21 protein-coding genes and 2 pseudogenes are annotated in these 21,124 nt (G+C 69.3%); 9 read left to right on the top strand and 14 right to left on the bottom strand.

Features of this window, described 5'->3' with window-relative positions; translation table 11 throughout:
• Positions 1–152 precede the first annotated feature (152 nt).
• From AC5DRG_RS41890 to AC5DRG_RS41865, 6 genes and pseudogenes are all read right to left on the bottom strand, one after another.
• A complete protein-coding gene (locus AC5DRG_RS41890; protein WP_369249726.1) occupies positions 153–1,022 on the bottom strand; it encodes a helix-turn-helix transcriptional regulator in 870 nt (289 codons plus the stop codon).
• Positions 1,023–1,100: 78 nt separating this feature from the next.
• The gene (locus AC5DRG_RS41885) at positions 1,101–1,439 is read right to left on the bottom strand and encodes a MoaF-related domain-containing protein (protein WP_210584642.1); all 339 of its coding nucleotides are present in this window, start codon (positions 1,437–1,439) and stop codon (positions 1,101–1,103) included.
• Positions 1,440–1,474: 35 nt separating this feature from the next.
• Entirely contained in the window at positions 1,475–2,176 is a 702-nt protein-coding gene (locus AC5DRG_RS41880) for a type 1 glutamine amidotransferase domain-containing protein (protein WP_491805084.1), read from the bottom strand.
• A gap of 28 nt (positions 2,177–2,204) precedes the next feature.
• On the bottom strand, positions 2,205–2,594 hold the full coding sequence (locus AC5DRG_RS41875) for a nuclear transport factor 2 family protein (protein ID WP_491805083.1): 390 nt from the start codon (positions 2,592–2,594) through the stop codon (positions 2,205–2,207).
• 45 nt (positions 2,595–2,639) lie between these two features.
• Complete coding sequence (locus AC5DRG_RS41870; protein WP_491805082.1) at positions 2,640–3,239, bottom strand: flavodoxin family protein; 600 nt, start codon at positions 3,237–3,239, stop codon at positions 2,640–2,642.
• A gap of 132 nt (positions 3,240–3,371) precedes the next feature.
• Positions 3,372–3,834 (bottom strand): annotated as a pseudogene (locus AC5DRG_RS41865) (MmyB family transcriptional regulator).
• 242 nt (positions 3,835–4,076) lie between these two features.
• Here AC5DRG_RS41865 and AC5DRG_RS41860 point away from each other — a divergent pair.
• The 5 genes and pseudogenes from AC5DRG_RS41860 to AC5DRG_RS41840 all read left to right on the top strand — a co-directional run bounded on the left by AC5DRG_RS41860 (position 4,077) and on the right by AC5DRG_RS41840 (position 7,779).
• The gene (locus AC5DRG_RS41860) at positions 4,077–5,093 is read left to right on the top strand and encodes a zinc-dependent alcohol dehydrogenase family protein (protein WP_491805081.1); all 1,017 of its coding nucleotides are present in this window, start codon (positions 4,077–4,079) and stop codon (positions 5,091–5,093) included.
• Positions 5,094–5,185: 92 nt separating this feature from the next.
• Positions 5,186–5,353, top strand: a pseudogene (locus AC5DRG_RS41855) (DUF2255 family protein); the annotation flags it as partial.
• A gap of 103 nt (positions 5,354–5,456) precedes the next feature.
• Complete coding sequence (locus AC5DRG_RS41850; protein ID WP_491813300.1) at positions 5,457–5,558, top strand: hypothetical protein; 102 nt, start codon at positions 5,457–5,459, stop codon at positions 5,556–5,558.
• A 34-nt stretch (positions 5,559–5,592) separates the two neighbouring features.
• Positions 5,593–7,179, top strand: coding sequence for a Na+/H+ antiporter (locus AC5DRG_RS41845; RefSeq protein ID WP_491805080.1), 1,587 nt, complete (start codon positions 5,593–5,595; stop codon positions 7,177–7,179).
• Between the two features lie 24 nt (positions 7,180–7,203).
• Complete coding sequence (locus AC5DRG_RS41840) at positions 7,204–7,779, top strand: alcohol dehydrogenase catalytic domain-containing protein (RefSeq protein ID WP_491805079.1); 576 nt, start codon at positions 7,204–7,206, stop codon at positions 7,777–7,779.
• 132 nt (positions 7,780–7,911) lie between these two features.
• Here the strand turns inward: AC5DRG_RS41840 and AC5DRG_RS41835 are convergent, their stop codons facing one another.
• From AC5DRG_RS41835 to AC5DRG_RS41825, 3 genes are all read right to left on the bottom strand, one after another.
• Positions 7,912–8,205, bottom strand: a complete 294-nt coding sequence (locus AC5DRG_RS41835; RefSeq protein WP_491805078.1) for a putative quinol monooxygenase — start codon at positions 8,203–8,205, stop codon at positions 7,912–7,914.
• Positions 8,206–8,248: 43 nt separating this feature from the next.
• Positions 8,249–10,777 carry a GH32 C-terminal domain-containing protein gene (locus AC5DRG_RS41830; protein ID WP_491805077.1) on the bottom strand — a complete coding sequence of 843 codons (2,529 nt, stop codon included), beginning with the start codon at positions 10,775–10,777 and terminating at the stop codon, positions 8,249–8,251.
• 223 nt (positions 10,778–11,000) lie between these two features.
• Positions 11,001–11,963 carry a carbohydrate kinase family protein gene (locus AC5DRG_RS41825; protein ID WP_491805076.1) on the bottom strand — a complete coding sequence of 321 codons (963 nt, stop codon included), beginning with the start codon at positions 11,961–11,963 and terminating at the stop codon, positions 11,001–11,003.
• A gap of 248 nt (positions 11,964–12,211) precedes the next feature.
• On the opposite strand from AC5DRG_RS41825, the gene AC5DRG_RS41820 reads away from it, so the two are divergent.
• The 4 genes from AC5DRG_RS41820 to AC5DRG_RS41805 all read left to right on the top strand — a co-directional run bounded on the left by AC5DRG_RS41820 (position 12,212) and on the right by AC5DRG_RS41805 (position 16,318).
• A complete protein-coding gene (locus AC5DRG_RS41820) occupies positions 12,212–13,228 on the top strand; it encodes a sugar ABC transporter substrate-binding protein (protein WP_491805075.1) in 1,017 nt (338 codons plus the stop codon).
• Between the two features lie 143 nt (positions 13,229–13,371).
• Positions 13,372–14,385 (top strand): ABC transporter permease, encoded by a 1,014-nt coding sequence (locus AC5DRG_RS41815; RefSeq protein WP_491805074.1) that lies wholly within the window; start codon positions 13,372–13,374, stop codon positions 14,383–14,385.
• The gene (locus AC5DRG_RS41810) at positions 14,382–15,218 is read left to right on the top strand and encodes an ATP-binding cassette domain-containing protein (protein ID WP_491805073.1); all 837 of its coding nucleotides are present in this window, start codon (positions 14,382–14,384) and stop codon (positions 15,216–15,218) included. Before AC5DRG_RS41815 ends, AC5DRG_RS41810 begins: the two co-directional genes overlap by 4 nt.
• 77 nt (positions 15,219–15,295) lie before the next feature.
• Positions 15,296–16,318 (top strand): LacI family DNA-binding transcriptional regulator, encoded by a 1,023-nt coding sequence (locus AC5DRG_RS41805; protein WP_491805072.1) that lies wholly within the window; start codon positions 15,296–15,298, stop codon positions 16,316–16,318.
• A gap of 183 nt (positions 16,319–16,501) precedes the next feature.
• Here AC5DRG_RS41805 and AC5DRG_RS41800 read toward each other — a convergent pair whose 3' ends face one another.
• From AC5DRG_RS41800 to AC5DRG_RS41780, 5 genes are read right to left on the bottom strand one after another with little or no spacing between them, the layout of a single operon-like run.
• Positions 16,502–17,548, bottom strand: a complete 1,047-nt coding sequence (locus AC5DRG_RS41800) for an amidohydrolase family protein (RefSeq protein WP_491805071.1) — start codon at positions 17,546–17,548, stop codon at positions 16,502–16,504.
• Positions 17,545–18,573: a 4-hydroxy-2-oxovalerate aldolase gene (gene dmpG / locus AC5DRG_RS41795; RefSeq protein ID WP_491805070.1), complete on the bottom strand. Its 1,029-nt coding sequence runs from the start codon at positions 18,571–18,573 to the stop codon at positions 17,545–17,547. Before dmpG ends, AC5DRG_RS41800 begins: the two co-directional genes overlap by 4 nt.
• Positions 18,570–19,529 carry an acetaldehyde dehydrogenase (acetylating) gene (locus AC5DRG_RS41790; protein WP_491805069.1) on the bottom strand — a complete coding sequence of 320 codons (960 nt, stop codon included), beginning with the start codon at positions 19,527–19,529 and terminating at the stop codon, positions 18,570–18,572. The genes dmpG and AC5DRG_RS41790 overlap by 4 nt, the downstream gene beginning before the upstream one ends.
• A 40-nt stretch (positions 19,530–19,569) precedes the next feature.
• Positions 19,570–20,358, bottom strand: a complete 789-nt coding sequence (locus AC5DRG_RS41785) for a 2-keto-4-pentenoate hydratase (RefSeq protein ID WP_491805068.1) — start codon at positions 20,356–20,358, stop codon at positions 19,570–19,572.
• Entirely contained in the window at positions 20,355–20,987 is a 633-nt protein-coding gene (locus AC5DRG_RS41780) for a TetR/AcrR family transcriptional regulator (protein WP_491805067.1), read from the bottom strand. Before AC5DRG_RS41780 ends, AC5DRG_RS41785 begins: the two co-directional genes overlap by 4 nt.
• Positions 20,988–21,124: the final 137 nt, after the last annotated feature.

Genomic DNA, 21,124 nt, shown 5'->3' with positions numbered 1-21,124 from the left:
GGACGCGCGGCGCGGTGGGCCTCGTGACGAGCGTGCCAGGAGCGCCGTACACGAAAAAGGGAGAGCCTCTTCCTAGGCGCGGGGCGCGCAGGAGGAAAGGCTCCCCCTTTGAAGGGAATACCTGGGCGACGAAGGGAATACCTGGGCGGCGGTCAGGCGGAGCTGTCGCTGGTCGAGTGGCTCGGGTCCGCCGCCCAGGACGCCAGCATGCGCAGGCTGTCATGCGTCGGGGTGCCGGATTCGGCGGTCCAGACGATGATCGCCAGGTCGGGGTCGGCGGCCCAGGTGACGGCGTTCCAGTCGAGGTGCAGGTCGCCGACGACGGGGTGGCGCAGGTGCTTGGTCCCGGTGTCGCGGACGGCGACGTGGTGGGAGCCCCACCACTGGCGGAACTGCTCGTCCCGGACCGAGAGTTCGCCCACCAGGGCGGCGAGCTGTGTGTCCCCGGGGTTGTTGGCGTTGTGCATCCGCATCTGGGCGATGGCCAGCCGGGTGACGCCCTCCCAGTCCGCGTACAGCTCGCGCATCCTGGGGTCGGTGATGAGCAGCCTTATGTAGTAGCGCTGCTTCTCGGGGATCTTCCCGAAGTCCGTGATCAGGGCGGCGCCCATGGCGTTCCAGGCGACGATCTCGGTCCGCGGACCGATCACGAAGGCGGGGGTGTGCGCCATGTCGTCGAGCATGCGCTGCAGCTGTGGCTGTGCCTTGAGGCGCGGCTGCCGGCGGGGCGGGCGGAATTCGTCCTTGGCCGCGAGCTCGTACAGGTAGGCGCGCTGGTCCTCGTCCAGGCGCAGCACCCGGGCCAGGGACTCCAGTACGGAGGGCGACGGCTGGATACGGCCCTGCTCGAGGCGGGCGTAGTAGTCGGTGCTGATGGCCGCCAGTACGGCGACCTCCTCACGGCGCAGGCCCGCGACGCGACGCGAGCCGCCGTCGGGCAGACCGACGGCGGCCGGGTCGAGCTCGGCGCGGCGTGCCTTGAGGAATTCCCCCAGATCGTGGCGGTGAGGATCGCGGTTCATGCCATCACCCTGACATCGGAACGCGGTGTTGTCAGGGGGAGAGACTTGTCCCTGGAAGTCCTCGGCCGCCTTGCCGATTCAGCGGACGCGGCTCCACTTCCCGTGGAGCTGGACAAACTCGCCACCGATGACGGAGCTGGCCATGCAGGTGCCCTCGGTGTAGTCCTCGATGTGGGTGACGTGGTCACCGGCGTCGGGCTCGGTCCAGCGGACGACGAACAGGCCGTCGCGGAGCTGGGTGGTGGTGTACTCCATCGTCTGCTTACGGCCCTTGATGGCGCCGCCCGTCACCTCGAAGCTGACCTGGGTCGCCGAGTCGAAGGTGATTTCGACGGTGAAGTGGCCGAGCGGGGTGTCGGGGCCGAGGTCCGCGAGCCAGGTCTGGCCGACGCTGGGGAGAGTGGCGTTGCTGTCCATCGGTACTACCTCTTTCTGTCGTACGGGGGGTGTCGTCAGCCGAGGGTCTTGACGACTTCCTGGGCCAGGGGGACGGCCGAGGCGGGGTTCTGGCCGGTGATGAGGTTGCGGTCCACCTCAAGGTGGGGGGCGAAGTTCGCCTCGCCCTTGTGGTAGTCCGCGCCCACGTCCGCGACGAGACGGTCCTGCAGCAGCCACTTCGCCCGGTCCGCGAGGCCGTTCTGGATCTCCTCGGAGTTGGACAGACCCGTCAGGCGGTAGCCGGAGAACGGGGACTTGCCGTCGGCATCCACAGTGGACAGCAGCGCGGCCGGGCCGTGGCAGACCAGCGTCACGAGCTTGCCGGAGGCGAGCCAGTCGCTGAGCAGCCGGCCGGCCGCGGGGTCGTCGGAGAGGTCCTCCATCGGGCCCCAGCCTCCGGGGACGAACACGGCGTCGTAGTCGTCGATGTTCACGTCCTCGATGCGGACGGGGTTCGCCAGTTCGGTGGCCTCCTTGAGGGCGGTCCGCATCTGCTCGGCGCCCTCCTCGCCGCCGTTGAAGTCCGGGGTGAGGCTGAGCGCGTCGGGGGTCGGCGGGACGCCGCCCGGGGTGGCCGCGGCGATCTCGTAGCCGGCCTCCTTGAAGACGCCGTACGGGCCGATGGCCTCCTCGGCCCAGAAGCCGGCCGGCTGCTCGAACCCGTCGGCCAGGGTCCAGTGGTCGGCGGCGGTGATGAGGAAGAGGATCTTCGCCATGGGTGCTCCCTGGGGTGAGTGCGGGCGGTCAGCTGTTCGCGGCCAGCTGGACGACGTGGCTGTCGGCGGCCTGCACAAGCTGGGTGAGCTTGCCGTTGCCGACCGTCCACAGGTGGATGAAGCGGGCGTCCGACTCCTCGCCGGACTTGGACACGGCGTGGTAGTGACCGCGGACGAACACGTGCTCACCGGCGTCGTAGAAGTCCTCGGCCACCGCGCCGAAGGAGGTGAAGCGCGGCGCGAGGCGGCCGAAGAAGTCGCCGCCGGCGCTGGCCCAGGTCTTGTAGACGCCGCCGTAGGGGAAGCCGGGGGTGATGTCCCAGACGATCTCGGGGTCGATGACCTCGGCGACCACGTCCGGGGCCATGCCGGAGTCGTAGAGGCGGCGGACGAGAGCGAGGTTCGGGGAGTCGGACATGGTGCTGCTCCTTTACGGGTCAGGCTGCGGGTGAAGTGCTTGGGCTCAGGCGGCGAGGGCGGCGCGGCCGGCGCGGAAGAAGGCGGTCTGCTGCGCGACGCGGGCGCCGAGGCCCTCGGCGGTGGCGATGTCCGACTTGTGGACGGCCTCCGGGCCGGCATCGGTCGGGGTCTGGGCACCGGCACCGACGAAGTAGCCCAGACGGTTGATGTCGTTCTCGCTGCCCTCGGTGGAGGCCCAGCCCGGCTGCACGCCCAGGCTGACCCAGTGCATGCCGTGCTGGGCGGCCATGGTGAAGAAGTAGCCCAGGGTCGAGGACTTGTCGCCGTTCTTGGCACCGGAGTTGGTGAAACCGGCGGCGATCTTGTCGACCCAGGTCTGGGTGAACCAGCGCTTGCTGCTCGCCTCGGCGAAGGTGTGGAAGGCGGCGGAGGCGGTGCCCATGTAGGTGGGGGCACCGAAGATGATGGCGTCGGCGGCGTCCAGCTGCGCCCACTGCTCGTCGGTGATCGTGTCCACGGGGATGGAGATCACCTCGGCACCGGCTTCCGCGGCACCGCGCGCCACGGCCTCGGCTATGACGGCGGTGTGGCCATAGCCGGAATGGAAAGCGACGGCGACAGTGGGGCGGGAGGTGAAGGACATGGGGGTATTGCTCCTCGAAAAGGATCCCGAAAGGGATTGCGTGAATCGTTCCCTGGAAGCATGGCACGGAATTCAATAGGGAAGGTAGGAAGGATTAGTCCCTGGCTTTACGCCGGGAATCACCTGCCAATTTTACGAATTCATGGCGGGGGTCGCGACCCAGGAGGAAAGGAAGCGCAGCCCCTCGTACGTACGCGAGCCGGGTTCGGCGCTCCAGACGATCAGCTGCTGATCGGAGTCGGCCACGCAGGTGAGGGCATCCCAGGCGAGGGTGAGTTCACCGGCGACCGGGTGGTCGAACACCGAAATCGGTGCCGAACAGGGCGGCGGCCATCGGGTTCCACGCCAGGATGTCCAGGTGCCGGCCCAGGATCATACCGGGGGCCACGCTGAGCTCGTTCAGCAAACGGCCCTGCTCCAGACGGGTGTAGTAGTCGGTGCTGATGGCTGCCAGCACAGCCACCTCGTCCCGGCGCAGTCCGGCCACGCGTCGGCGCCGGTCGGTTTCGGGCAGCCCGACCGTGCGGGGGCTGAGCTCGGCCCGACGGGCCTTCAGGAATTGACCCAGCTCCTTACGGTGCGCACTGCTGTTCATACTGGCCAGTCTGCGCTGTCCGCCACTCGGCTGGGTAGGAAGGTTTTATCCCTGGATACATCTCTCCGGGGGTGAAATTCTCCTCTGTACGGGCCCTGCGGGCGGTGACAGAGTCAGAGACCGGCAATTATTTTCACAGGCCGTCGGCGCTTCTGTACACCCTTTCCCCTTTTGACCATCGTCGACGAATCCGGCACATCCGGGTGACGCCGCTGCCCGAGAAACGCATCAGGAGAAAAATCATGCGCGCAACCGTGATCCACGCCCCCGGTGACATCCGGGTGGAGGACGCCCCCGAGCCCAAGATCCTCAACCCGACGGATGCGATCATCCGCACCGTCGCCACCTGCGTCTGCGGCTCGGACCTGTGGCCGTACCGCGGCCTGGAGCCGGTTGGCGACCCGCACCCGATGGGCCACGAGTACGTCGGGATCGTCGAGGAAGTCGGCAGCGAGGTCGGCAACGTCAAGCCGGGCCAGTTCGTGGTCGGCTCCTTCGCCACCTCCGACAACACCTGCGCGAACTGCCAGAAGGGCTGGCAGTCCTCCTGCCTGAACCGCGAGTTCATGGGCACCTGCCAGGCCGAGTACGTACGCATCCCCAACGCCCACGGCACCCTGGTCGCCACCGACGAGCACCCCTCCGGCGAGCTCGTGCCGAGCCTGCTGGCCGTGTCCGACGTGATGGGCACCGGCTGGTACGCGGCCCTCGCCGCCGAGGTCAAGCCCGGCTCGACGGCCGTCGTGGTCGGTGACGGAGCCGTAGGCCTGTGCGGTGTCATCGCCGCGAAGGAGCTAGGCGCGGAGCGGATCATCGCCATGTCCCGGCACGAGTCCCGGCAGAAGCTCGCCCTGGAGTTCGGCGCCACCGACATCGTCAGCGAGCGCGGCGAGGAAGGCATCGCCCGCATCAAGGACCTCACCGGCGGCATCGGCGCCGACTCCGTCCTGGAGTGCGTCGGCACCTCCCAGTCCATGAGCCAGGCCCTGCACTCCGCGCGCCCGGGCGGCAACGTCGGCTTCGTCGGCGTCCCGCACGAGGTGGCCGTCGACGGCCAGGAGCTGTTCTTCTCCCAGGTCGGTCTGCGCGGCGGCCCGGCGCCCGTTCGCCGTTACCTGCCCGACCTGATCGACCGCGTGCTGTCCGGCCACATCAACCCGGGCAAGGTCTTCGACCTCACCCTGCCGCTGGAGCAGGTCGCCGAGGGCTACAAGGCGATGGACGAGCGCCGCGCCATCAAGGCTCTCCTCAAGCCCTGAACCGATCGCCTCGTGAGCGTGAGCTGCGCCGGCCGCGCTCACGCCCACGAGGGCGCCCCCCCCCGCCGCACGGTCGCAAAGGAGGCACGCCCATGACGACCTGGACGAACGACGAACTGACCCGGATCGAGCACGCCGAGGAACTTCAGATGGCCCCCGCGCGCAGTGACGGAACGCCGCGCACACCCGTGCCGATCTGGGTCGTCCGCGACGGCGACGACCTCTACGTCCGCTCCTTCCGCGGCAGCGCCGGCGCCTGGTACCGCGCGGCCCGGGCCAGCCACGAGGGCCGTATCCGCGCCGGCGGCGTCGACAAAGAACGTCACCCTCGTCGAGGTCACCGACCCCGGCGTCAACGACCGCATCGACGCCGCCTACCGCACCAAGTACGGCCGCTACGGCGCGAGTTACGTCGATCCGATGGTGGCCTCGCGGGACACGACCCTGAAGCTCGCACCCCGCTGAACAGCGGCGATCTCACCCCTCCAGGAGAAGTACCTTGCTCGGTCTCGAACTCGTCGTGGTCCTGGGCGTGGCCGTGCTGGTGGGCAACGTCGTGGGCCGGCGCCTCGGCATCGCGCCGCCCGTCGTCCTGCTGGTGACGGGTGTGCTCCTGGGGTTCATCCCGGCCGTACGGAACGCGCAACTGCCGCCGGAGGTCGTGCTGTTGCTCTTCCTGCCGGTGCTGCTGTACTGGGAGAGCCTGACCACCTCCCTGCGGGAGATCCGCACCAACCTGCGCGGCATCCTGCAGCTGAGCACCGTACTCGTCATCCTCACCGCCTGGGCCGTCGCCGCGACAGGGCACGCCCTCGGGCTGCCCTGGGGGCCGGCCTGGGTGCTCGGCGCGGCCATGGCACCCACGGACGCGACGGCCGTCGGTGTCCTGGCCCGCGCCCTGCCACGCCGTCAGGTCACCATCCTGCGGGCGGAGAGCCTGGTCAACGACGGTACGGCCCTGGTCGTCTACGGTCTCGCCGTAGGCATCACCGTCGGCGAGGAACACCTGAGCGTGCCGCACGTCGGCGGACTGTTCCTGCTCGCGTACGGCGGTGGAGCGGCCGTGGGTGTCGCGGTCGCGTGGGTCAACATGAACCTGCGGCGCCGCCTGACCGATCCCCTGCTCGGCAACCTGGTCATGATCCTGGCGCCCTTCACCGCATACCTGCTGGCCGAACTGGTCGAGGCGTCCGGCGTTCTCGCGGTGGTCGTCAGCGGCCTGATCATGTCCCAGGTCGCCCCGCGCATCATCCAGGCCGAACACCGCACGCAGGCACTGGCGTTCTGGCCGCTGGCCACCTTCATCATCAACGGGGCGCTGTTCGTCCTGGTCGGGGTGGAACTGCAGTACGCCGTCCGCGACCTGGGCCGCGCCGACCTCCAGGACGCGCTCATCGCGGTCGGGGTCATCTGCGTGGTGCTGGTCGCCGTACGCTTCGCGTTCCTGTACTCCTCCACCTACCTGGTCCGCGCACTCGACCGCAGCCCCCGGCAGCGCTCGCTCCGGGTCGGGCACCGCACCCGAGTCGTCAACGGACTGGCCGGCTTCCGGGGCGCGGTCTCGCTCGCGATGGTGCTCTCGGTGCCGCAGACCCTCGACTCGGGCGAGCCGTTCCCCGACCGCAGCTTCATTGTCTTCGTCACCGCCGGCGTCATCCTCGTGACGCTGGTGGTGCAGGGACTGCTGCTGCCGGTGGCGGTGCGCTGGGCGAAGCTGCCGCCCGACACCTCGGTCGACGAAGAACACGACCTCGCCGAGACCACCGCCATCGAAGAGGCGATCAAGGCGATGCCCCAACTCGCCGCCGACCTACGAAGCGATCCGAAGATCACCGAGTGGCTGCGCCAGGAGTACGAGGCCCACCTGGCATCCGTCCAGGCCAGGAGCGCGGGCGCCCACGACGACCCCGCCGTGCTCCAGCACCAGGACTACCTCGCACTGCGCCTGGCTCTCATCGCCAACAAACGCTCCACCGTCGTCCGGCTCCGCGACGAGCGCCGGATCGACGACACCGTACTGCGCCGCCTGCAGGCCGCCCTCGACAGCGAAGAGGTGCGCCTGTCGGGAGGCGCGGCGGTCGAATGACCCATCCCTGAGGAAGGACTTTCCATGAAGGCGATAGGGCTGACCGAGTTCGGCGGGCCCGAGGTACTGCGGGTCCTGGACCTTCCGGCCCCCGAGGCCGGGCCGGGCGAGATACGAGTACGGGTGCACGCGGCGACGGTCAACCCCGTCGACACGCTGGTGCGCCGCGGAATCGCCTTCGTCTCCGACGCCGAGCCGCCCTATGTTCCTGGGATGGACGCAGCGGGCGTGGTCGACCAGATCGGCAAGGGAGTCGACACCGACCTCGCCGTCCGCGCGGTACGCGACGGAGGCCGAGTGGCGACGTCGGGCGGCGGCGTCCAGGTCCCCGGCGAACGTGGCATCGAGACCCGGAACACCTTTGTCCCGCAGTACGCACGCGAGAACGCCAGGCTCGACCGCCTGCGCGAACTGGCGGAGAAGGGCAGCCTCACCCCTCGGGTCGCGCGGACCCTTCCGGCCGAGCAGGCCCCCGAAGCGCATCGACTGAATCTGGGGAGTACGAGCGGCTCTGGGGAGCACCTGGGGAGAACCGACTGCGTAACCCGGCGCCAGCCTGAAAGACCCAGAAAGACGGATCAGCCCAGGCCAGAGACTTGATCAGCGACATCGCCACAGGTCAGAGCCACCTGGTGGACAACTTCAAGAAGATCTCGAGCTGCGCAGCAATTCTCTTGTCTGTACGTGATTTTCAAACGGCGGGACTGGCTCTAGAACCCTGAGGTGGTCAGGTCAGGTCACCGGATCGAGGAAGGTCAGCACCGAGGCGTCTTCCTCGATCAGCGGGGTGAGCGCCGCGTTGAACGGGCCGCCGTACGGGGCGTTCAGGTGCGTCTGGAAGGCGTCCTCGTCGCGGTACACCTCGAAGATCCAGAAGGCGCGCGGGGCGGCTGCCTTGGTGTAGACGTCGAAGGCGAGGTTGCCTTCTTCCTCGCGGACCTTCAGGGCGTAGTCGCCGATCAGGCGGGCGACCTCGTCCTCGGCTCCCTCGCGGGCGGTGAACTCGGCGAGCAGGGTCTTCTTCACGGTCTTGTTCTCCTTGTCGGCTGCGAGCGTCAGTTGTGGGCCGTCACCCGTGGGCGGAGTCCAGCTGCCAGACCACGGCCCGGTCCAGCGTCACCGAGCCGTTCTCGGCGAAGACCTGCACTCCCTGGCTGGCGGGGTCGGGGAAGATCTGGTCGGTGATGACGGCCTCGCCTCTGCCGCCGAAGACCTCGACGGACGACCAGTCGACGAGGATCCGCAGCTTCACCTGGCCGTTCGTCGACTTCAGAGGCGCGGTCTGGACGCCTGGGAAGGTGCTGTTGAAGTCGACGGCACCGGAGTGGGTGCGGTCGACGTAGAGCTCCTCGGTCGTGGTGTCGTAGCCGATGGCGGTCTCCTCGCCGTCGGCGCCGGTGCGCACCTTCAGGCCGAAGCGTTCGGCGTCCTGGAGGGAGAAAGTCGCCTCGATGTCGAGGGCCTTGCCCTGGGCCTCGGGGCCGATCAGGGTCTCGGAGGTGTTCTTGACCGTGACATCGGCCGCGGTCGCCGGGCTCTCCTGCCGGAGGGACTCCACGCTGCTGACCGGCTTGCTGGTCAGCCGGATCCGGCCGTCGACCGTACTCAGGGCCATCTCCCGGGGGATGCTCTGCGCGCCGCGCCACGGTGACGTGGGGATCACGCCGCCGTAGTCCCAGTTGTTCATCCAGCCGACCATGTACCGCTTGCCGTCCGGCGCGTCCTCCCAGGACACGGCCGCGTAGTAATCCTTGCCGTAGTCGGCCCAGTCGGCGCGCTGGACTACGGACTTGGCGGCGGTGTCGGCTTCGGTGAACCGGTCGGCCAGGATGTGGCCCCAGCCCGCCTTGTTCATGTCGACGATCTGGATCTTCGCCTGCTCGCCGGCGTAGGGGCGCAGGTCGAAGGAGGCCCAGTCCAGGGTCTCGCTGTTGGAGCCGGTGGCGCTCCGGACGACCTTGCCGTCGACGATCAGGTTGACGGACGTCTCCTGGGAGGCGGGCTGGGCCTGGGTGTCCGAGAGCATGATGTGGTCGACATTGGTGTGGCCCCAGCCGCCGGTGTTGTCGTCGACGATCCTGATCCGCGCCTTCTTGCCGGTGAGGTCCTTGACGTCCCAGGCGGCCCAGTCGAGTGCCTCGGCGTCCTGTCCGGTGGCGCTGCGGACCACGTTGCCGTCGACGAGCAGTTCGATCGCGGTCGGGTTGTCGGAGCCGGCGGGGTGGTTGCCGCCGCCCACAAGGAAGTTGACGTAGTCCTTGTCGATGGTGAACTCGGGCGAGGTGAGGGTGCCGGTGGTGGAGTCGCCGTTCAGATAGCTGTTGACCAGGCCGTTTCCCAGGAAGCCGGAGACCTCCTGCTGGTCGGGGAGGGTGCCGGTGGCCGGTGCGGTGCCGAAGGCGTCCCCGGTTGTCGTCCAGTCGCCGTAGGTGCCGCCCTCGAAGTCGGCGAGGACCGTGCCGTCCACATGCGGGTGCCGACCCCCGCCGACCTTGAAGTTCAGGTAGTTGCTGTCGACGGTGAAGGAGGGCGACGTCAGGGTGCCGGTGCTGGCGTCACCCGAGTGGAAGCTGTTGGCGAGGCCCTTGCCGTCGAAGCCGTCGACCGCGCTCTGGCCGTCCAGCGCCCCGGCGGCCGGCGCCTGGCCGAACGCGCCGCCCGTGGTCGTCCAGGAGCCGAAGTCGGTGCCCTCGAAGTCCTGCACCACCGTGCCGGTGGGCGGGGTGTACGTGCCCTTGTCGTCGGCGGTGAACTTCGTGCCGTCGAAGTCACCGACGAAGTACTGGGCGGCCGAACCGCCCGCGATACCACCGGGGTTGATGTTGACGACCAGGACCCACTTGATGTTGTTCTCATCGCCGTCGACCGCGAGGGGGAACAGATCCGGGCACTCCCACACCCCGCCCGTCGCGCCCGCCGGACCGAACTCGCTCTGCAGGTTCCAGTCCTTGAGGTTCTTGGACGAGTAGAAGCGCACCTTGTGCTCGGCGGACATCGACACCGTCATCAGCCAGCTCTGCGTCGGCGCGTACCACTGGACCTTCGGATCGCGGAAGTCCTTGGAGCCGATGTCGAGGACGGGATTGCCCTGGTACTTCGTCCAGGTACGGCCGCGGTCGGTGCTGTAGGCGAGCGACTGTGCCTGGATGCCCGTCGCCTTGTTGTGGCTGGTGTAGATCGCCACCATGGCCGGGTTCACCGTCGTGCCGAAGCCGGTCGTGTTGTCCCGGTCGACCACCGCACTCCCGGAGAACACCATCTCGTTGTCGTCGTGCGACAGGGCGAGCGGCAGTTCCGTCCAGTGCACGAGGTCCTCGCTCACCGCGTGGCCCCAGGACATGTCGCCCCACGAGTTGCCATTCGGGTTGTACTGGTAGAAGAGGTGGTACTCGCCCTCGAAGTACACAAGGCCGTTGGGGTCGTTCATCCAGTTCTGCTCCGGCGTGAAGTGGAACTGCGGCCGGTAGGTCTCGGAGTACGGCGGGGCGTCGGCGGCCACGGCCTGGGGGGCGAGCGGGGCGGCGGACAGGGCGCAGACCGTCGCCACCGCCGCGATCATCCGCATGCGGGCATGCCGGGATACACGTGCAGCACTCATGGGGCCTCCTGTGCTGCGGCCGTCCGCGCAGCGAAGCCTGCCGTCCGGCGCGGATCCGGCCGCTGAAGTGGCGCCTTGCCGACGCCGTCGTCCACAGCACCGGCAAGGAGTGTCATCGTTGACTTGTGTCATCGCTGACATCGAGTGGCCCGATGATGAGGGCAATCCGGCTGGTGCGTCAACGGTCCGGCCGCGATGGCCTGTTGAGCGGCACGCTCGCCCGTCAAGCGCGGTCGGCCGCGGTGAGCTGCGCCAGTTGGTGCTGCCACGGCGGGTTGGGGCCGGCGACAGAGCAGGTCAGGGCCGCGACCCTGGCACCGAAGCGGCAGGCTTCCGCGACGTCGTCCAGGCGGAGTTCCGTCAGTCGGCCACCCAGCAGCCCGCGCGTGCCGAGGTGGTGCAGCAGTCCGGCGGTGAAGGAGTCGCCTGCCCCGACCGTGTCGGCTACGCTCACCGGGACGGCGGGCACCTGGGCCCGTTCCCCGTCGAGCGAGGCCAGGGCACCGTCGGCACCGCGCGTGATCACGACGAGCCGCGCCCCGGCCTCGTGCCAGATGTCGCACGCCTGCTCGGGCGGGGTGCCCGGCAGCAGGAGTTGCAGGTCGTCCTCGCTGAGCCGCAGCACGTCGGCGAGGGTGCACCAGTGCGCCAGCCGGGCACGGTAGACGTCGGGGTGGACCAGCAGTGGCCGGACGTTGGGGTCGATGCTGATGGTCGCGTGCGGGGCGGCCGCCGCCAGGAAGTCCTCGACCACCGTCGCGCCGGGCTGCCGGACCAGGGCCAGGGATCCGGTGTGCAGACAGGCGGTTTCGGACAGGTCGACGCGGGCCAGTTCCTCGGGCGTCCACTGCCAGTCGGCCGTGTTCTGGGCGTGGAAGGAGAACGCTGCCTGGCCCTGGGCATCCAGTTCCGCCACGGCCAACGTGCTGGGCTCCGTGGCCTGGACGGCGTCCGACAAGTCCACCCCGGACGACTCCAGATGGGCGCGGAACAGGCGGCCGAACACGTCGCCCGACAGCCGCGCGAGGAAGCGGGCCCGGGTGCCGAGGCGGGCCAAGGACACCGCCGTATTCGCAGGTCCGCCGCCCGGCAGTACGCGTAGGGCGAGTTCGTTGGAGGTGCTCGCGGGTTCGGCGAACGCGTCGGCGACGCACTCCCCCAGGACGGTGATCCGGCTCGGGCTCATGGGCTGCTCTCCTCTGACGGACGTACGGGCACACCGGTCGCGTCGAGGTGCGGCTACCGGACAGCCGGGTGAACGGCGGCCGCGGATGTTTGCCGATTTGTGACGAGCGCGGGGCATTGACGTTTCCGGGAGGCGGAGTCCATCATCCTCGCCAGGCAGTGTCAACGATGACATGAGTCAACGATGACACCCCGGGCGGCGTGCTCCGATCCCAACTCCGTGCCGCTCGCTATCCCACAGGAGTCGTCATGCCTCGTACCGCTCGCCTGTCCTCCTCCCTCCTCAGAGTCGCCGCCGTTTCGGGCGTCGCGGCCCTCACCCTGACGGCCTGCGGGTCCGGCTCCGGATCGAGCTCGTCGAGTTCCGGCTCGGGCGAGGTCAAGGTCGGTCTGATCACCAAGACCGACACCAACCCGTTCTTCGTGAAGATGAAGGAGGGCGCGGAGAAGGCCGCCAAGGAGAACGGCGCCCAACTGTCCACCGCGGCGGGCAAGTTCGACGGGGACAACGCCGGTCAGGTCACGGCCATGGAGAACATGGTCGCCGCCGGCGTCAAGGGCATCCTGATCACTCCGAGCGACTCGAAGGCGATCGTGCCCGCGATCGAGAAGGCCCGCGCCAAGGGCGTCCTGGTCATCGCCCTGGACACCCCGACCGAGCCGGAGAGCGCGGTCGACGCTCTCTTCGCCACCGACAACCTCAAGGCCGGTGAGCTGATCGGCGAGTACGCCAAGGCCGCGATGGCGGGCAAGACGGCGAAGATAGCCGCGCTCGACCTGGCGCCGGGCGTCTCCGTCGGCGTTCAGCGCCACGACGGTTTCCTGAAGGGCTTCGGCGCCACCGACAAGGACGTCGTGTGCGCCCAGGACACGGGCGGCGACCAGGCCAAGGGCCAGACGGCGATGGAGAACTGTCTCCAGAAGGAGCCGGACATCAACGTCGTCTACACCATCAACGAGCCGGCCGCGCTGGGCGCGTACACCGCGCTGAAGGCCAAGGGCCGGGAGAAGGACGTACTGATCGTCTCCGTCGACGGCGGCTGCACCGGCACCCAGGCCGTCAAGGACGGCAAGATCGCCGCGACTTCGCAGCAGTACCCGCTGAAGATGGCCGCCGAGGGCGTCAAGGCCGTCGTGGACTACGCCAAGGACGGCAAGAAGGCGTCCGGTTACACCGACACCGGCGTCACGCTGATCAGCGACAAGGCGCAGGACGGTGTCACGTCGAAGGACACCGCGTACGGCCTGGAGAACTGCTGGGGCTGAGCCGGCCGCCTGATCCGTACGCCCCTCTCAGCGGGGCGGCTGTCCCCTCCTCCCCTCCCTGACCGGGGGGACGGCCGCCCGCTCGTCCTCTTGTCCTCCGACCAGGAAGGACAACGACCACTGTCTTCCGACAAGGACTTCGCATGACAGCCACGACCACACCCCCGGGCACGCCCTCGCCGTACGCCGAGCTCAAAGCACCGACCACGGCCCGCAGACTGCTCACGGCGCCGACCACCGGACCCCTGGTCGCTCTCCTCCTGGCCTGCGCCTTCTTCTCCTTCTCGACCGACCAGTTCCTGACCGGCGGGAACTTCTCGCTGATCGTGCAGCAGGTCATGGTCGTGGGCACCCTCGCCATCGGACAGACCCTGATCATCCTGACCGCGGGCATCGACCTGTCGTGCGGTGCCGTGATGGCGTTCGGCAGCATCGTGATCGCGAAGATGGCGGCCGAGGGCTCTTTGCCCCCGCTCGTCGCCATCGCACTGGGCATAGCCGTCTGCGGCGGGTTCGGGCTGGTCAACGGGCTGTTGGTGCAGAAGATCCCGCTGCCGCCGTTCATCGTCACCCTCGGCATGCTCAACGTGGCGTTCGCGCTGACCCACATCTACTCCGAGGAGCAGACGGTCACCAACCTGCCGGGCCCGCTGACGGCGCTCGGGGAGACCTTCCCGCTCGGCCACACCGACATCACCTACGGCTCCCTCGTCACCATCGCCCTGTTCCTCCTCCTCGCCTACTCGCTGAGCAACACCGGCTGGGGCCGGCACGTGTACGCCCTGGGCAACAGCGCCGAGGCCGCCCGGCTGAACGGCATCCGCACCTCCCGCCTGACCATCGGCATCTACACCGTGGCGGGTCTCCTCTACGGCATCGCCGCCCTGCTGCTCATCTCCCGCACCGGGGTCGGCGACCCGCAGGCCGGTCAGACCGACAACCTCGACAGCATCACCGCCGTGGTCCTCGGCGGCACCAGCCTCTTCGGCGGACGCGGCTCGGTCCTGGGCACCTTCATCGGCGTCCTCATCGTGGGCGTCTTCCGCAACGGCCTGCAGTTGATGGGCGTCGCCTCCATCTACCAGACCCTGATCACCGGAGTCCTGGTGATCCTCGCGGTGACCGTCGACCAGCTCTCCCGGAAGAAGGCCCGATGACCGCCACCGGCACCCCCACCCCCGTCCTTCAGGCCCGCGGTCTGGTCAAGCGATACGGCCATGTCACCGCCATCGACGGCGCCGACTTCGACCTGCTGCCCGGCGAGGTCCTCGCCGTCATCGGCGACAACGGCGCCGGCAAGACCAGCCTGATCAAGGCGCTCACCGGCGCGGTTACCCCCGACGCGGGCGAGATACGGCTCAACGGCGAACCCATCACCTTCTCCGGGCCGCAAAGTGCGCGCGCCCACGGCATCGAGACGGTCTATCAGGACCTCGCCGTGGCCGCCTCCATGGACATCGCCTCGAACGTGTTCCTCGGGCGCGAGCTCCGCCGCCCCGGCGTCCTCGGCAGTGTCTTCCGCATGCTCGACAAGAAGCGCATGCGACAGGAGGCCGCCGAGCACATGGCCGACCTGAAGATCGGTCTGCGCTCGCTGACGCAGGCGGTGGAGACGCTCTCGGGCGGACAGCGGCAGGCTGTCGCGGTCGCCCGTTCCGTCGCCTGGGCCCGCTCCGTCGTCGTCATGGACGAGCCCACCGCCGCGCTCGGCGTCAAGGAGTCGGGGCAGGTCCTGGACCTGATCCGCCGGGTCCGGGACAAGGGCATGCCGGTCGTTCTGATCAGCCACAACATGCCGCACGTCTTCGAGATCGCCGACCGGATCCACGTCCACCGCCTCGGTCGGCGCGCGGCCGTGATCAAGCCCTCCGACTACTCCATGGCCGAGGTCGTCGCCATCATGACCGGCGCTCTCACCGTGGATGCGGCCGGAGATACTGTCGTAGCGGATTCCGAGGCGGCGAAGGCCGCCGGAGTCCAGGCCACCTGACAGCACGACCCAGCTCTCGCATGTTTCCGGCCGAGGCCGCGGCCGGAACCGAGAGCCCTCAGGAGACGGTTTCCTCCATGGCAGCGAACCGCCGCCCTACCCTGGCCGATGTCGCCCGCGAAGTCGGCGTCAGCGCCAAGACGGTCTCCCGAGTCCTCAACGAGGACGGGCCCGCCTCCGCGCAGACCAGGGAACAGGTACTCGCCGCAGTGGCCAAGCTCGGCTTCCAGCCGAACCTCATGGCCCGCAACATCCGCGTCGGCGGCCCGGACACCACCATCGGTCTGGTCATCCCCGACCTCGCCAACCCCTTCTTCGGAGCCGTGGCCCGCGCCATCGAGGACACCGTCCGCGAACGCGGACTGACCCTGCTCATGGGCTCCTCCGCGGACGACCCCGAGCGCGAACGTGCTCTGACGGACAAGTTCCTGGCCCGCCGCGTCAGCATCCTGATCGTCGTGCCGTCCGTCGGCGCCGACCACTCCCACCTCAAGTCCCACCGTACGGCGGGACTGCCTGTGGTCTTCCTCGACCGACCCGGAGTCGGCCTCGCCACGGACAGCATCGTCTGCTCCAACCGCGCGGGCGCCCACGACGGCGTCGCCCACCTCATCGCCCACGGACACCGGCGCATCGGCTTCATCGGCGACCTGCCCCTGAAGCTGTACACGCGCCGCGAGCGCCTGGCGGGCTATCGCTCAGCGCTGCAGGAGGCCGACATCCCCTACGACCGCTCGCTGGTCGCCAACGCCCACGACCAGCAAGGAGCCGAGGCCGCGACCTCCCAGCTCCTCGCCCTGGCCGATCCCCCGACGGCCCTGTTCGCCGGCAACAACATCATGGCGCTGGGGACAGTCGCCGAACTGGCCCGCAGCAAGCGCAAGGACGTCGCCGTCGTCGCCTTCGACGACGTATCGCTCGCCGAAGCGCTCGACCCCGCCCTGACCGCTGTCGCCCAGAACGCGGAGGAACTCGGCAGGGCAGCCGCGACCACCGCCCTGACCCGACTCGACGGCGACCGCACCCGTACCCGCACCATCACCGTGCCCACGCGGCTGATCGTCCGCGGCTCGGGCGAGCAGCCCGCGCCCAAGCCGTAGGCAGCCTGGCCCTGCCGGAATCGGAGGCGGCACTCGAAGAGCGGAGGGGGCCGTCCAGGACGCCGCGTACACACTGCTCGGCATCCCTTTCGTCGGCACCGACCACGTCTTCCGACTCAACGGAACACGCGTGGAGGCATTCTCCGGAGTCCGGACGCGGAGTGGCGGTCCTGGGGACGTGTGTCAATCTGTGCCGGGCTGGACGAGCTTGAAGACGAGGCGGGCGGCGGCCCGTTGGGCGGCTTGGCGCAGGCGCATGGGGGCCGGGCGGCCCGGAGTCGGTGCGGCAGTGCCTGTCGGGCGGGGGAAGAGGGTTTCGGCGTTGGTGCGGTTGACGGCCTGGAGGACACCGAGGTCGACACCGCTGTCGAGGCCGTTGGCGAAGTACTGGCTCGCGATGGCGGGGGCGAACGGCCAGTCGCTACCGAAGAGAACATGTCCGGGGCGGGCAAAGGCGAGCAGCGTGGGCAGGGCGGCGGAGCTGGAGGACAGCGCGGTGTCGTAGTAGAGGCCGCGGAAGTCGTCCAGCACGTCCAGGGGGCTGCGTCCGGTGCCGCCGGCGATGGCGACGGCCATGCGGTGGGAGGCGTAGGGCACGAAGCCGCCGGCGTGGCTGAGGATGAACCGGATGTTCGGGTACGTGCGTACGACGCTGTTGCGGACCAGGAGGTATGCGGCCCGGGTGGTGTCGAGGAGGAAGTCGGCGGCGAACGGCGGGATCCCGTCGACAGCGGGTGCCGGGAGGTCGGCGGGGTGGACGAACACGACAGCGCCCCGGTCGTTCAGGGTCTGCCACAGTTCGTCCTGGCCGCCCGCGCCGAGGTAGACGCCCTGGTTGTTGGCGAGCAGGGTGATCCCGTCGGCCCCCAGCTCGTCCAGGACCCGCTTGGCCTCGACGGCGGAGGCAGCGGCATCGGGCATGGGCAGCGTGGCGAAGTACCCGAAACGGCCCGCGTGTTCGGCGGCGAGGGACGCGGAGAAATCGTTGAGCTGCCGGGCCAGGTCGGCGGCCTCGCCCGGATCGGTGAGGAAGCCGGTGCCCGGGGTGGAGACGGACACGATCGCCGTGGCGGTGCCCAGCAGGTCCATCAGCTCCAGCGCGGCCTGCGGACTCCAGTCGGGCAGGGCACGGCCGCCGGCGTCGGCGATGCCCGCCTTGGCGAGGAGCTCACGGTAGAAGGCGGGAACGATGTGCTGGTGGACATCGACCCGGCCCGCTGCGCCGGTCATGAGGCGGCCTCGGGGGCCTCCTGGGCGGTGAGCAGGTCGAGCGCCACGTCGGTGAGCATGTCTTCCTGGCCGCCGACCATGCCGCGCCGTCCGACCTCGACGAGCAGGGCACGCGCGTCGATCCCGTAGCGGGCAGAGGCGGTCTCGGCATGGCGCAGGAAGCTGGAGTACACGCCGGCGTAGCCGAGGGTGAGGGTTTCGCGGTCGACCTGAACGGGGCGGTCCTGCAGCGGTCGTACGAGGTCGTCGGCTGCGTCCTGCAGGGCGAACAGGTCGCAGTCGTGGGCGTGTCCGAGCTTGTCGGCGGCGGCAATGAATACCTCGAGCGGGGCGTTGCCGGCTCCGGCGCCCATGCCCGCGAGGCTGGCGTCGACGCGGTGGGCGCCGTGTTCGACGGCGGTGAGGGAGTTGGCCACGCCGAGGGAGAGGTTGTGGTGGGCGTGGATACCGATCTCGGTGGCCGCGTCGAGGGTCTGGCGCAGGGCGTCGACGCGTTCGGCGACACCGTGCATGGTCAGGGCGCCGCCGGAGTCGACGACGTAGACGCAGGTGGCGCCATAGCTCTCCATCAGCTTCGCCTGACGGGCGAGGTGTGCCGGGTCGGTCATGTGGCTCATCATCAGGAAACCGACGGTGTCCATGCCCAACTCCCGCGCGGCCGCGATGTACTGGGCGGAGATGTCGGCCTCCGTGCAGTGCGTGGCCACGCGGACGACGGAGGCTCCTGCGCGTTGGGCGTCGCGCAGGTCGTGGACACTGCCGATACCGGGCAGGAGAAGCGTGGCGACCTGCGCACGGGTGACGGCGTCGGCAACGGCCTCGATCCACTCCAGGTCGGTGTGGGCGCCGAAGCCGTACACGCAGGAGGAGCCTGCCAGGCCGTCGCCGTGCGCGACCTCGATGGAGTCCACGCCGGCCGCGTCCAGGGCGGCGGCTATGGTGACCGCCTGGTCGACCGTGTACTGGTGGCGGATGGCGTGCATACCATCCCGCAGGGTGACGTCGCTGATGTAGAGGCGGCTCATCGGGCGGCTCCCGCGGGGGTCTGCGCGTGCTGGGCGATACGCTCTGCGGCGGCGACGGCCGCGGAGGTCATGATGTCGAGGTTTCCGGCGTATGCGGGCAGGTAGTCGGCGGCGCCGATGACTTCCAGCATCACCGTCACCTTGGTGCCAATGAACCTGCCCGTCTGCGGGATGTGCAGGGGGTTTTCCGGGCCGTACATGTCGAACTGAACCTTCTGCTTGAGCCGGTAGCCGGGTACGTAGGCGTACACCTTCTCGGCCATGGCCAGGATGCTGTTCTCGATGGCGGCGTGGTCGCAGTCGCCCTCGATGAGGCAGTACACGGTGTTGCGCATCAGCAGCGGCGGCTCGGCCGGGTTGAGGACCATCACGGCCTTGCTGCGCTGCGCGCCGGCGACCTCGCGCAGCGCGCGGGAGGTGGTCTCGGTGAACTCGTCGATGTTGGCGCGGGTGCCCGGTCCGGCCGACCTGGCGGCGATGGAGGAGACGATCTCGGCGTAGGCGACGGGGGCGGCCTGCGCGACCGCGGCGGCGATCGGGACGGTGGCCTGGCCGCCGCAGGTGACCATGTTGAGGTTCGGGGCGTCGAGGTGGGCGTCGAGGTTGACCACGGGCACGCAGTACGGCCCTACGGCGGCCGGCGTGAGGTCGAGGACGCGGACGCCGGTGGGCTCCAGCCTGGCCCAGTTCGCCTGGTGGGCGGTGGCGGAGGTGGCGTCGAAGACCAGCTTGATGTCGGCGAACTCGGGCAGCGCCAGGAGCCCGTCCACGCCGTCGGCGGTGGTGGCGATGCCCAGACGGCGGGCGCGGGCAAGGCCGTCGGAGGTGGGGTCGATGCCGACCATCGCTCCCATCGTCAGCGCGCCGGAGCCACGCATGATCTTGATCATCAGGTCGGTGCCGATGTTGCCGGAGCCGATGACGGCGACCGGCCACGGGGCGGGGGCAGCAGGCATGAAGGAGTCCTCGTGTGAGTGTGGGAAGGGCGGGGGTGCCTCAGACGAAGGTCACGGACACCGGGCCGAGGGCACTGAAGCGTGCCTCGATCTTCTGGCCGGCGCTGACGAAGGGCGCGGTGGTCATTGCCCCGGGCAGCACCACGTGTCCGGGCTCCAGGGCGACGCCGAAGCCGGCGAGGGTGTTGGCCAACCAGGCGACCGCGGCCGCCGGATGGCCCAGCACTTCCTTCCCGCTGCCCGAGGCGACGCGCTCGCCGTCGACGACCAGGTCCACGAGGACGGCAGCGAGATCGGGTACCTCGGCAAAGGGTGTCCAGGGGCCGCAGACCAGGCCGGCGGAGCTGGCGTTGTCGGCGACCGTGTCGACCAGGGTGATCTCCCAGTCGCGGATCCGGCTGTCGACGATCTCCAGCGCGGGCGCGACCGCGTCGGTGGCGCCCAGGACGTCCTCGACGGTGATGCCCGGTCCGCGCAGGGGCTCGGCGAGGCGGAAGCAGATCTCCGGTTCGATGCGCGGCCGGCAGTAGCGCGCCGCGAGCACGCTGCTGCCGTCGCGGTGGACCATGTCGTCCAGCAGGTGACCGAAGTCCGGCTCGTCCACGCCGAGGAGCTGCTGCATAGCGGTCGCGGTCAGCCCGACCTTGTGGCCGACGACGCTCGCTCCGTCGGCCAGGCGCCGGGCAATGTTGCCCTGCTGGACGGCGTAGGCGTCCGCCAGCTCCAGACCGGGCAACAGGTCCGACAGCGGATCGATCGGCGCCACGTGATGCTCGGCCTCACGCAGCAGCCGACGGGCTGTCTCACGCTGTGGTGCGGTCAGGGTCATCCCTTGCTCCTCGATGCCATGCGGCCGGCCGCGTCACAGACCAGCTGTGCATGCAGCTCGAACATCGCCACCAGGTCGACGGCGTCGCCGTGGATCTCCCGGTGCACGAACAGACCGTCGGCGCCGGCGACGGCGTAGGTGGTGAGCGTGCGTACGGCGTCCTCGTCCAGATCCGGGAACAGGGTCCCGGTCACCTCGGTGATCTTCTGGGTGGCGATGTCACGGACCTGGAGGAACACCGTCCGGCCCCGGGGCTCGGTGGGCCGCCGCTCCAGAGCGAGCATCAGACCGAGGCGCAGGAAGTCCGGCGCGTCGACCAGGGACTTGGCCACGTTCGCCGCCATGACGGTGACCCGCTCCAGCGGCGTGCCCGTCTCTTCGCCGGGCAGCTCGACGGCTGCCAGCCAGGTCTCGAAACTGCGCTCGATGACGGCGGCGATCAGGTCGTCCTTGTCCTTGAAGTGCCAGTAGATCGAGCTCGCCGGCAGCCCGCACTTGGCACTGACCGCCGCGATGGACGTGCCCTCGTAACCGCGCTCGCCCGCGATCTCCACCGTGGCGTCGAGGATGCGCTGCCGCGACTCCACCCCGTTCGCTCGCTTCTTGCGCGTCGTCTGCGGCCTGCTCATCGGATGTGCCCTTCCTGTCGTGCCGGCACTTGACCCCGTTCCGCGCCCACCTTACCGTAGCGGTCATTCCAACTGGAGTAAACACTACAGCAACGTGATCGCAACACACCGCGACAGGGACGACAGCGAGGCGCCTG

This window comes from Streptomyces sp. JLBG701, from assembly GCF_058544905.1.
Note: the sequence above shows the minus strand (reverse complement) of the source record. Positions and strands in the feature narration are given on the sequence as shown.

Excerpts from the sequence above, each read along its gene's own strand:
- AC5DRG_RS41805 (WP_491805072.1), top strand. The coding sequence starts at position 15,296 with ATGGCAGCGAACCGCCGCCCTACCCTGGCCGATGTCGCCCGCGAAGTC.
- AC5DRG_RS41870 (WP_491805082.1), bottom strand. The coding sequence starts at position 3,239 with ATGTCCTTCACCTCCCGCCCCACTGTCGCCGTCGCTTTCCATTCCGGC.
- AC5DRG_RS41825 (WP_491805076.1), bottom strand. The coding sequence starts at position 11,963 with ATGAGCCCGAGCCGGATCACCGTCCTGGGGGAGTGCGTCGCCGACGCG.
- AC5DRG_RS41860 (WP_491805081.1), top strand. The coding sequence starts at position 4,077 with ATGCGCGCAACCGTGATCCACGCCCCCGGTGACATCCGGGTGGAGGAC.
- AC5DRG_RS41875 (WP_491805083.1), bottom strand. The coding sequence starts at position 2,594 with ATGTCCGACTCCCCGAACCTCGCTCTCGTCCGCCGCCTCTACGACTCC.
- AC5DRG_RS41880 (WP_491805084.1), bottom strand. The coding sequence starts at position 2,176 with ATGGCGAAGATCCTCTTCCTCATCACCGCCGCCGACCACTGGACCCTG.
- AC5DRG_RS41810 (WP_491805073.1), top strand. The coding sequence starts at position 14,382 with ATGACCGCCACCGGCACCCCCACCCCCGTCCTTCAGGCCCGCGGTCTG.
- AC5DRG_RS41840 (WP_491805079.1), top strand. The coding sequence starts at position 7,204 with ATGAAGGCGATAGGGCTGACCGAGTTCGGCGGGCCCGAGGTACTGCGG.
- AC5DRG_RS41890 (WP_369249726.1), bottom strand. The coding sequence starts at position 1,022 with ATGAACCGCGATCCTCACCGCCACGATCTGGGGGAATTCCTCAAGGCA.
- AC5DRG_RS41780 (WP_491805067.1), bottom strand. The coding sequence starts at position 20,987 with ATGAGCAGGCCGCAGACGACGCGCAAGAAGCGAGCGAACGGGGTGGAG.
- AC5DRG_RS41885 (WP_210584642.1), bottom strand. The coding sequence starts at position 1,439 with ATGGACAGCAACGCCACTCTCCCCAGCGTCGGCCAGACCTGGCTCGCG.
- dmpG (WP_491805070.1), bottom strand. The coding sequence starts at position 18,573 with ATGAGCCGCCTCTACATCAGCGACGTCACCCTGCGGGATGGTATGCAC.
- AC5DRG_RS41785 (WP_491805068.1), bottom strand. The coding sequence starts at position 20,358 with ATGACCCTGACCGCACCACAGCGTGAGACAGCCCGTCGGCTGCTGCGT.
- AC5DRG_RS41800 (WP_491805071.1), bottom strand. The coding sequence starts at position 17,548 with ATGACCGGCGCAGCGGGCCGGGTCGATGTCCACCAGCACATCGTTCCC.
- AC5DRG_RS41820 (WP_491805075.1), top strand. The coding sequence starts at position 12,212 with ATGCCTCGTACCGCTCGCCTGTCCTCCTCCCTCCTCAGAGTCGCCGCC.
- AC5DRG_RS41790 (WP_491805069.1), bottom strand. The coding sequence starts at position 19,529 with ATGCCTGCTGCCCCCGCCCCGTGGCCGGTCGCCGTCATCGGCTCCGGC.
- AC5DRG_RS41815 (WP_491805074.1), top strand. The coding sequence starts at position 13,372 with ATGACAGCCACGACCACACCCCCGGGCACGCCCTCGCCGTACGCCGAG.
- AC5DRG_RS41830 (WP_491805077.1), bottom strand. The coding sequence starts at position 10,777 with ATGAGTGCTGCACGTGTATCCCGGCATGCCCGCATGCGGATGATCGCG.